The sequence below is a fragment of the Bradyrhizobium sp. genome (genome assembly GCF_049519115.1).
GTDB lineage: Bacteria > Pseudomonadota > Alphaproteobacteria > Rhizobiales > Xanthobacteraceae > Bradyrhizobium.
The window spans coordinates 1-8,973 of sequence record NZ_JBEKRB010000111.1 but is presented as its reverse complement, the minus strand read 5'-3'; the positions used below and the strand labels follow the sequence as shown (position 1 = coordinate 8,973).

7 protein-coding genes and 4 pseudogenes are annotated in these 8,973 nt (G+C 59.4%); 5 read left to right on the top strand and 6 right to left on the bottom strand.

The window, feature by feature from the left end; all coding sequences use genetic code 11:
- Positions 1-573, top strand: a pseudogene (locus tag ABSE61_RS34980) (hypothetical protein); the annotation flags it as partial.
- Here the strand turns inward: ABSE61_RS34980 and ABSE61_RS34975 are convergent.
- The gene (locus ABSE61_RS34975) at positions 570-1,910 is read right to left on the bottom strand and encodes a citrate/2-methylcitrate synthase (protein WP_423875735.1); all 1,341 of its coding nucleotides are present in this window, start codon (positions 1,908-1,910) and stop codon (positions 570-572) included. The pseudogene ABSE61_RS34980 and the gene ABSE61_RS34975 sit on opposite strands and share 4 nt — an antisense overlap.
- Between ABSE61_RS34975 and ABSE61_RS34970 the strand changes: the two are divergent.
- From ABSE61_RS34970 to ABSE61_RS34955, 4 genes and pseudogenes are all read left to right on the top strand, one after another.
- Positions 1,909-2,106 (top strand): annotated as a pseudogene (locus ABSE61_RS34970) (hypothetical protein); the annotation flags it as partial. The gene ABSE61_RS34975 and the pseudogene ABSE61_RS34970 sit on opposite strands and share 2 nt — an antisense overlap.
- A gap of 81 nt (positions 2,107-2,187) precedes the next feature.
- Positions 2,188-3,003, top strand: coding sequence for an enolase C-terminal domain-like protein (locus ABSE61_RS34965; protein WP_423875737.1), 816 nt, complete (start codon positions 2,188-2,190; stop codon positions 3,001-3,003).
- A gap of 10 nt (positions 3,004-3,013) precedes the next feature.
- Entirely contained in the window at positions 3,014-3,712 is a 699-nt protein-coding gene (locus ABSE61_RS34960; RefSeq protein WP_423875734.1) for an RraA family protein, read from the top strand.
- A gap of 341 nt (positions 3,713-4,053) precedes the next feature.
- A pseudogene (locus tag ABSE61_RS34955) lies at positions 4,054-4,705 on the top strand (EcsC family protein); the annotation flags it as partial.
- A 66-nt stretch (positions 4,706-4,771) separates the two neighbouring features.
- Here the strand turns inward: ABSE61_RS34955 and ABSE61_RS34950 are convergent.
- The 5 genes and pseudogenes from ABSE61_RS34950 to ABSE61_RS34930 all read right to left on the bottom strand — a co-directional run.
- The gene (locus ABSE61_RS34950; RefSeq protein WP_423875736.1) at positions 4,772-4,981 is read right to left on the bottom strand and encodes a DUF4167 domain-containing protein; all 210 of its coding nucleotides are present in this window, start codon (positions 4,979-4,981) and stop codon (positions 4,772-4,774) included.
- Between the two features lie 380 nt (positions 4,982-5,361).
- The gene (locus ABSE61_RS34945; RefSeq protein ID WP_423875738.1) at positions 5,362-5,949 is read right to left on the bottom strand and encodes an alpha/beta fold hydrolase; all 588 of its coding nucleotides are present in this window, start codon (positions 5,947-5,949) and stop codon (positions 5,362-5,364) included.
- A 29-nt stretch (positions 5,950-5,978) separates the two neighbouring features.
- Positions 5,979-6,185, bottom strand: a pseudogene (locus ABSE61_RS34940) (alpha/beta fold hydrolase); the annotation flags it as partial.
- 373 nt (positions 6,186-6,558) lie between these two features.
- On the bottom strand, positions 6,559-8,781 hold the full coding sequence (locus ABSE61_RS34935; RefSeq protein WP_423875733.1) for a xanthine dehydrogenase family protein molybdopterin-binding subunit: 2,223 nt from the start codon (positions 8,779-8,781) through the stop codon (positions 6,559-6,561).
- An 11-nt stretch (positions 8,782-8,792) separates the two neighbouring features.
- Positions 8,793-8,973 (bottom strand): (2Fe-2S)-binding protein (locus ABSE61_RS34930; RefSeq protein ID WP_423875732.1); only part of this gene is annotated, 181 nt, incomplete at its 5' end.

Genomic DNA, 8,973 nt, shown 5'->3' with positions numbered 1-8,973 from the left:
GGCGCCGAGATCATCGAGATCGAAGATCAGGACTTCGATTCAGAGGCGAGCTATGCGAGTCTCAACATCAACAACTACGAATTTAAGCCCCTCTTCGAACGCTATCTCGCCAGTCTGCCAGACTCTCCCGTCAAGACGGTGCAAGAATATGTCGCGGCTGGGAAGTATCCCGCGACGATGGAGAGCTATCTCGCGAACGCCCTGAAATGGAAGGCGCCGCTGGAGAGCGAGAAATATTTCGAAATTCTGTCGAACATCCTGACCTTCCGTCGCAAAACCCAGGACTTGATGCGACGCGAGCGCCTCGACGCCCTCGCCTACCCGATGCAAAAGAGAGCGTCGCTCAAACTGACGGACACGCCGCGGCCGGAGCGCAACGGAATCTTCGCCTCGGCGCTTGGCTTCCCCGCAGTGGACTTGCCCGCAGGCTTCACGCCCCCGGAGCCGGGTGCGCCGATCGGCGTTCCCGTGGGCATCGATCTCATGGCCATGCCGTTCCAGGACGCGTCGCTGATTTCACTGGCCGCCGGGCTCGAACGGTTGCTTAAGGCCAGCCGGCCTCCGGAGCTCTAGGCGCCATGCTCCGCAACCAGCCTGTAGCGCGCCCTCGGACGAATAAGTGTGGGATGCGCATATTGCTCCAAGGCGTGGGCCACCCATCCGACCAGGCGCGAGGTCGTAAAAATGATGTCTGCCATCTCTATGGGCAAGGCAAGGGCGTGAACCAGCGCGGCCATTGCGAAATCGTTCTTCGGAAGCTTTCCCGTTTCCCTTCCGACTTGCGCGATCAGGTCGCCCACCACCGCCATGCTCACCGCAAGATGCGGCCGACTGCCGAGCGCATCGAGAAGGGTGCGGGCCCGTGGATCGCCCTGCGGGTAGAGCGGGTGTCCAAAGCCGGTAATTGCCGCTCTGCCTTGGGGCGCGTGGTAATGGCCGGTTTTTGCGTAGCGCTGGATGGTGTCCAACGCCGCCCGAAAGTCGGCATGACGACTTCCCATCGTGGCGCAGACCCCGGCCAGAACGGCGGCATACGGATTGGCACAGGTCGACGCCACGCACCGCACGGCAAAGGTCGAGGTATTAAGCTCGTGATCGGCGTGCAGGACAAGAGCAGCCTTGAGCAGATCGACATCGCCTTGACCTACACCGTAGCGCGTCGCCAGTCGCTGATGCACCGCGATATTCCCGTCGGGACAACCCGTTCCGATCGCAGCCGCAGTCTGGAAAATTCGCGACGCGTGCTGCAGCACGTCGGAGGTGGCCCAGGATGTACGAGAGGGGCAAACAGCCGCCTCCTGCGCGAGCCATCCGGAAAAGCCCGCCTTGAACGGGCCAGGCGGAACGTCTGCAAGCACGCCTGTTTCAAGCTTTGCGGTTGGAAGTCCCCACAGCAACGCGGCGACGGTCTCCAGGTCCACGTGGGCGGCAAGCTCCGCCGCGTCGTGTCCACGAAACAGCAGACGACCATCCTCGACGGTCGAGATGCCGCTTTCGAGTACCGGAAGACCAAAATCCAGGGAGGCGATCGCAACCCGGTCCGGCCGTTTCCCCCGGTCGCGGCGCGACACGAACTCCTGAATTTCTTGAACGCCGAAGAGGCTCGTGCCGGTGGCCGGATCCTCGGTGCGGCCCAGCTTTCCTCGGCTGACATAGGAGTAAAGCGACGCGATCGAGACGCCCAGCATCTCGGCCGCTTTTTTCGCGTCGACGAGTTGCGTCGGGGCTGGATGATCCGAACTGATCGGTCTCTTGGTACCAGTCGTCATCAAAGGAGCATAGGGCGTGCAGATCGATTTGAATACCCTTGGGGTCCCCGTGACAAACGTAAAGCCGAAGTCGGAAATCCGCATCAGAGGCATCGAATTGCACTCGATCGCAGCGAGTGACGCGTCAAACTGGACGTTCATGCGCGTATCATGCGACCGAGGCCTGCTCGGTTGGGGCGAGGTGACCCTTCGCTCCCACGAAGGAATCATGCATGCGGTCTTGGGCCTGCTGCGAGGCCATCTCGTCGGAAAGACGGCAGACGATCTGGAAGGGCTGCGCCGAGCCTTGCCATCGTTCCCGAGCGGCCGTGTAGGAAATGCGGTCCTTAGCGGGCTTGACCAATGTCTCCTTGACCTGGAAGCCCAGGCTGCTGGAGTTCCGCTACATCGATTGCTCTCGGACCGGCCACGTCGCCCTTTGCGGGCCTATGCCACCGTCAATCGCAGCATCCGCGAGCGGACGCCTCACGGCTTCGCAGAAGCGACGAAGGCCGCGGCAAAAGCAGGTTTTGGGGGCATCAAGATCATGCCGTTTGATCGCGTCCTTCCCGATACGGTTCGTACGGTCGAGGGACGACAGGATTTCACGCGGGCCATCGAGAGGATCGCGGCCGTTCGCGATGCGCTCCCTACCACGACCGATCTCATGGTCGACTGTCACTGGCGACTCGATGAAATCACCGCGATCGACTTCATCGACGAGGTGGCCGCGTTTGGATTGACGTGGATCGAATGCCCTGTCCCGGAATCGTTGTTATGGCATGAGGCCATCGGTCGGCTCCGCAAGAAAGCGAATTCAAGAAACATGTCTCTCGCGGGTGGCGAGAACGCTGTCGGGATGGCCGGCTTCGCGCCTCTGATCAAGGCCGGCCTCTACGACGTCGTCATGCCCGACATCAAGTATTGCGGCGGCCACCGGGAGTTCTCGGCAATCTGCGACCTTGCGGCACAAACCGGCGTGACGATCTCCCCGCACAATCCCTCCGGCCCCGTCGCACACGCTCATACGGTGCATGCCTGTACCGCGATCGGTCTCACTGCGGCCGTCGAGCAGCAGTATGATGAATCATCACTCTTTGATGGCTGCATGGCTTCACCGTCCCCCGCGTTGCAGGCCGGCCGCTTCGAATGCTCCGAGGCGCCCGGCCTCGGTGCCGCCGTTGACCTGGCGGTCGTGAGGCTTCACCCGCTACGGTCCAAACCTTTCAATGCGACCGATCCAAGTTTCACATAGGCGGATTGAAATGATCAGCAACTCCAGCGAATCTGTTTGGCCTACGGGCTATGTCATCAATCCGCGCCAAGGATTGAACAGCGACATCATCGAAGCCTTTCGGCCGATTCCTGTGCCGGTTCTCGGCGATTGCCTCGGGCGTCATATCGGCGCCATTGGACTGAAACCTTATCACGGCGATCTGCAAGTGGCGCTCTGCGGGCCGGCTTTGACGGTGCGGGTTCGACCAGGCGACAATCTCATGCTGCATAAGGCGATGTTGATGGCCGAACCCGGTGACATCATCGTGGTCGACGGTGCGGGCGACACGACGCAGGCGCTGATCGGCGGCCTGATGCGCACGACGGCGATCGCCAAGAACATCGGAGGTTTCGTCATCGATGGTGCCATTCGCGATGTTCTGGAATGGGCCTGGGGTGGCCCACCTATCTTCGCGCGGGGAAACACCCATCGCGGCCCGACGAAGGAGGGGCCGGGTGAGATCAATATTCCTATCGCATGTGCGGGTCTGACAGTGCACCCCGGAGACCTTATCGTCGGCGACGCCGACGGTGTTATTGCCGTCCGGTCCGATCAGCTGGATCGCCTTCTAGGTGAGGCGCAGGCGCATCTTCAAAAGGAGGCGCGTATTCGTGAGCAGAATGCCTCCGGCACCTCTGAGGTCGAGCGGTTCGACTCGATTCTTCGTAGAAAGGGCTTGCCAATCTGAGAGACGCGTTGGCGGCCGCGCCCCAAGCTCGAAGCGAGAAATCTTTGCGGAAGCCATCGCCGCGTTCTATCCAGACGGGAAGGTGCGACTCTGGAAATTCTGGAAACGAGCCGACGCCGATCGTGATTGCACTCCGGAGCCAGGGAACTTGGCCCCAGCTTACTTGTTCTTCCAGACCCGCCCCATCCGAACCTACTTGCCGCAGATTACACTGCAGGGGTGCACGGAGCAAACTGCGATCTCCGGGTCGCAGACCCGCGGCAGGCATTGTTTCGAGCAATTTTGCCGACATCAGCACCAAGTTGCGGGCGTCCTATGCCCTCATTTGCGGACCGACATGGGCTCCCTGCGTGCAAACCATGCCCGCTCTCGCAATCGCATCCGCCACCTCGAAGGGGCTCGAAGCGGCGCTCAAGGTCGCATTGCGCACGCTCCCGTCTTCACCCCGGTCCAATTCGCAATTTCTGCACCGGGCGCTCGCGACGGCATCGGGAGCTGCGGGGGGAACGTTCGGACTGGCCGCGCTTCCGCTCGAGCTGCCGGTTTCGACCACCATCATGCTGCGCTCGATCGCGGACATCGCACGGAGCGAGGGCGAGGACCTGTCCGATCCGGAGACCGCCCTCGCCTGCGTCGAGGTCTTCGCATTGGGCGGGCGAGCTGGATCGGCCGACGCATCGGAGAGCGGATACTTCGCCGTTCGGGGCATGCTCGCCAAGACGGTGTCGGAAGCCGCCCGGTTCGTCGCCGAACGAGGCCTCCTCAAGGAAGGTGCGACCCATCCTGCTGAAGTTCGTCACCCAGGTCGCTGCACGCTTCGGATTGGTGGTCACGCAGAAAGTTGCCGCGCAAGCCCTGCCCCTCGTCGGCGCGCTCGGAGGCGCTGCGGTGAATTATGCGTTCATCGAGCATTTCCAGGATGTCGCGCGCGGTCATTTTACGGTGCGCCGCCTCGAGCGGCTCTATGGCAAGGAGAGGATTCGCTCCGAATACGACCTGATCGCAGGACAGCTTGGAGCGGAACTCAACCGGCGGACGCAACCCATTGCTGGGCGCTTCTCAGTTTTGACTCTCGCGGATTGCCCGAAAATAGTGTTCGGCGTGTTGGAAGTAATTTTCCGCCGCGATCCGATCCCCCGCTAAGGCTTCGGCGCGGGCAAGGGACAAATAGCGGTCATAGTTTCTTTGGAAGCTTTGAACATTACCTGCTCGGGCGCGGACGACTCCGGTTGGTTGATTTCGTCGGGTGGGGTTGGATCTTCGCAGCATAGCGTTGGTCATAACTTTCGTATTTTGTCGCGGCTGGCCGGTGAACACAGTGGTTCCTTCGCGCCGGGCATCGCGATAAATGTCTTGAGGGGAATTTAGAGATTGTTAGGTCAACCGCCTCATTGCGTTTTAGTTCCTGTGCTGCGGGAGGGTATTTGAGAGTGATTAATAGTGACCGGCGTTAGCCGCACCCGATGTGGGCCGGTGCGTCGATGTCCGTTGATAGGGGGCGGAAGTAACAAGCCCCAGGTCAGAACGACGCGATTGACCGAAACGGACATCTGCAGCGCTCGCCGTCGATACATAATGAGTTAGATCGCGCTTAATTTCACAGGCTTCGTTCCTACCGCGCAGGTCCCATGATTAGTTGTTTAGGTTGGTCAGGTGGCGTCCACTGTGCGCAGGAAATTAACGATCTCGTCGCTGACCAGATCCGACGCTTCGTGCTGTACCCAATGGCCTACATTTTCGAGCTCGAGCCCGCCAACAAGACCAGGCAGGCCCGCGCGCATTTGGTCTATTGTAAGCGGATAGAGTTCTTTCAATCCATCCGCCTTTCCCCAGATAAAAAAAGAGGGTTGGGTGATCTTCGCTCCTTTGAAAGCTGCGGACAAATGGAAATAGGGTTCGGCGGCGCGGTAATAGTTGAGGCCACCGTGAAAGCCGGTGCGCTGGAATTCCGCGACGTTATGGTTGACGTATTCCGGCTCCGCCCATGGCGGCAGCGGACCGGGGGCTGGCCGATGAAGGCTCCGTGCAGGATCCAAGGGACTCCACTGCTCGCCCGCCGGAGCAGAGCCCGAGGCCCAATGCAGGACGCCTGGAATCGTGACTGCGGCGTCAGCCCAAATTTGACCGGCGTCCCCCTGATCTGTTCGAACATGTAGAAATCGTTTTGATGGCCCGAATTCCGCATTCTTTCGAAGACGCTGATATCCCCACGCGGAACGTAAGGCACGCTTAGGCAAAACACCGCTGTGAATCGATCAGGTCGCATCATCGCGGCATTCCATGCGTGAGTGGCACCCCAATCATGACCTACCAGGACGGCTCTGGATATTTTGAGCGCGTCGAGAATGCCAACCAGATCGCCGGCCGTTTGCAGGGGCGTGTACAAGGCTGCATCCGCTGGTGCTGAACTCCGTCCATAGCCGCGCATGTCGGGAGCGATCGCCCGGTATCCAGCTGATGCTATGGCTTTCATCTGTCGACGCCACGTATAAGAGGTGTCCGGAAACCCGTGGCAGAAAATAACGGCTGGCCCCTCCCCTCGCTCAGTTACGTGCAGAGCAATACCATTGGTGTTGACGTCGTAAACTTTGAGATCATCGTTGCCTCCAGCTTGTGCTTTGACCATTTGACCCTCTCGTAGACTTGTGGGAACGGCTGCTCCGCGCATGAGCAAACGCGACGCGAGACACCTTGCAGGAGGAAGTTCGAAGAAGTGCTTAGAGATGCCGATATAGATCTCGCCGACCAGATCTTTCGGATCGAACGTCTTGCTGCGCGAGACCGGCGCCAAACTGGCGACGACGTGCTGTTCATCGAGGCCGAATACGCACGCATCACCGGCGCCGTTACGTTATCGATCTCAAGATCGGCTGCAGTTTTGATGCTTTGAACGGCACTGAGCGAATCCTCGCGCCGGTCGCATCGAAAATCGCATTCGAGATTGCGGAAGGCACCACGGCTGCCGACGGTTCGCCCGCGCCCCACGGCTTCTCGTTCGGGCGATCGATCAATTCGATGACGATTTCCGGAAGTTCCGGAAACGTCAGGATCGGGTAGCTTGCCCAATCAAGGCTGGTCACCATGCTTCGATCAAATGTGACCTCTTCCTTCAAAGTACGGCTGACGGTTTGGATAACATTTCCTTCGATCTGGGCCTGAACTCCTTTCGGGTTGATGATCTGTCCGCAATCGTGAACGACATAGACCTTTGTCACCCGGACATCGCCGGCCGTCCGATTCACTTCTACTTCGACGACGACGCCCACATAGGTGCGCACAAGTTCGTATTTGACGTAACTGACTCCGCGTCCCTTCACGATATTGCCGGAGACGTTCTTCTGCGGCGATGGCCGCTTCTGCCAGTTCGACAGTTTTGCAAGATGATCCAATAGATCGAGTCCGCGCTTATCGGCAGGATCGGTATATTTGACTCGGATTTCGAGCGGATCCGCGCTCGCGGCCGCTGAAATTTCGTCGAGGAAGCATTCATTGGCGAAAGTGTTCTGCATCCGCCCCGGTGTCCTGATCCAGGAGGGACGTAACGGTGTCGTCTCGAGGCGATGGCAAACTGTTCTAATATTCGGGAATTTGTAGCCGATTGCGGAATCACCAATGATGCCGCCCGGCGACAAGAGACCATCGACAGGCTTATCACTCAGCGTTGCGGCTACGAGATCGACGGTGCCTGCCGCCCCTTGCGGAATAAAGAATTCGGATTCCCACGCCGTAACGTTTCCCGATGCATCAACGTTCGCACCCAGGTCGATCAATGTCGGCGGCCCTTTCGGGTCCCATCCATGTTCATCTGCCCGGGACCATTGCACGCGCACCGGTTTATCGACGGCTTTTGCCAGTAATGCGGCATCGGCCGCTGCGTCCTCGTGACCATTGCGGCCATAGCAGCCCGCGCCATCCACATAAATGCAGCGGACATCGTCAAGTGCCATCGAAAACATCTTGGCAAGTTGCTTGCGCAGATTGTGGGTCGCCTGCGACGCCGTCCAGGACGTTAATTTTCCGTCCTTAAATTCTGCAATCGCGCAGGAGGGACCGATCGAGCCATGCGTGTGGATGGTAAAATCATAGGTCGCGCTCAACTTCTTGCCGCTCGCAGCCATGGCGGCTGAAACGTCGCCAATATTGCTGGTGACATCGTCCTTCAGAATCTTGGTCGTGCGGACATGCTCCCAGAGGTCTTTCTGCTCCGGGAGAGTTTTGGAATCTGACCAGGTTGTCCTCAGTTCCCGGGCAACACGTACGGCGGCCCACTCGGTCTCTGTCACGACCCCAAGGAAATTGCCATCGCGGACCAGTTTGACGACGCCCGGAACGTCCTTGATAGATGACTCGTCGATATTCAGGAGCGTTGCGCCGAGCGCCGGCGGACGGATCACGCTTCCATGCAGCATGCCCGGAATGCGGAAGTCATGCATATAGGTGAATTTTCCGGTCAACTTTTCCGGAATGTCTCGACGAGCGATCGGTTTGCCCACGATTTTGTAGTCGGCAGGGTTTTTCATCGGCGCAGCCGGGTCGACTTTCAGCATAAAATTTTTGCCGCCGATCAGATCCTGATAGGCAACCCCGGTGCCGCCCGCTTTCGGAGCGATAACACCTTCGTTGATCGCAAGATCGTCCTTTGCCACGTTCAGACGTTGAGCGGCTTGATCCAGTAGCGCGTTTCGCGCGGTGGCAGCGGCTTGGCGAATTTGCATGCCCCCAGTCTGGATGGACTGGCTCCCATAGGTTGGCCCCTGATCTGGTGTGAGCGCCGTATCACCGGTCACCAGGCTGACATTCGCAAGCCGCACATCGAGCTCTTCTGCGACAATCTGAGCGAGCCCAATATTGACGCCTGTTCCGAGGTCAACCTTTCCGGCGTAAAGCGTCACCATGCCCTTGTCGTCGATGGCAAGGAACGAATCGACCTGATCGAGACTCACAGGCTTTGTCGCAGCGGCGGCGTCCTGGGCCAGTGCGTTCATGTGCGGCGGGAGTGAAAAGGCAACAACCAGAACGCTCGACCCTTTCAAGAGATCGCGACGTGAGAGCTGGAGCGGAGCATTCATGGCGAACCTCCCTAGGCGATGGCGGCGCGCTTGATTGCGCGCATGATGGCGGTATGCGTGCCGCAACGGCAAAGATTGGGCCGCATGTAATTGCGGATTTCATCGTCTGTAGGATTTGGCTTTGCGTGCAGCAGTGCCTGCGCGCGCATCACCATTCCGGAAATACAATAGCCACATTGCGCGGCTTCCTCG

What these genes read in the sequence shown, in the direction of transcription:
- ABSE61_RS34975 (WP_423875735.1), bottom strand. Translation starts at nt 1,910, where the DNA reads ATGAACGTCCAGTTTGACGCGTCACTCGCTGCGATCGAGTGCAATTCG.
- ABSE61_RS34960 (WP_423875734.1), top strand. Translation starts at nt 3,014, where the DNA reads ATGATCAGCAACTCCAGCGAATCTGTTTGGCCTACGGGCTATGTCATC.
- ABSE61_RS34950 (WP_423875736.1), bottom strand. Translation starts at nt 4,981, where the DNA reads ATGCTGCGAAGATCCAACCCCACCCGACGAAATCAACCAACCGGAGTC.
- ABSE61_RS34935 (WP_423875733.1), bottom strand. Translation starts at nt 8,781, where the DNA reads ATGAATGCTCCGCTCCAGCTCTCACGTCGCGATCTCTTGAAAGGGTCG.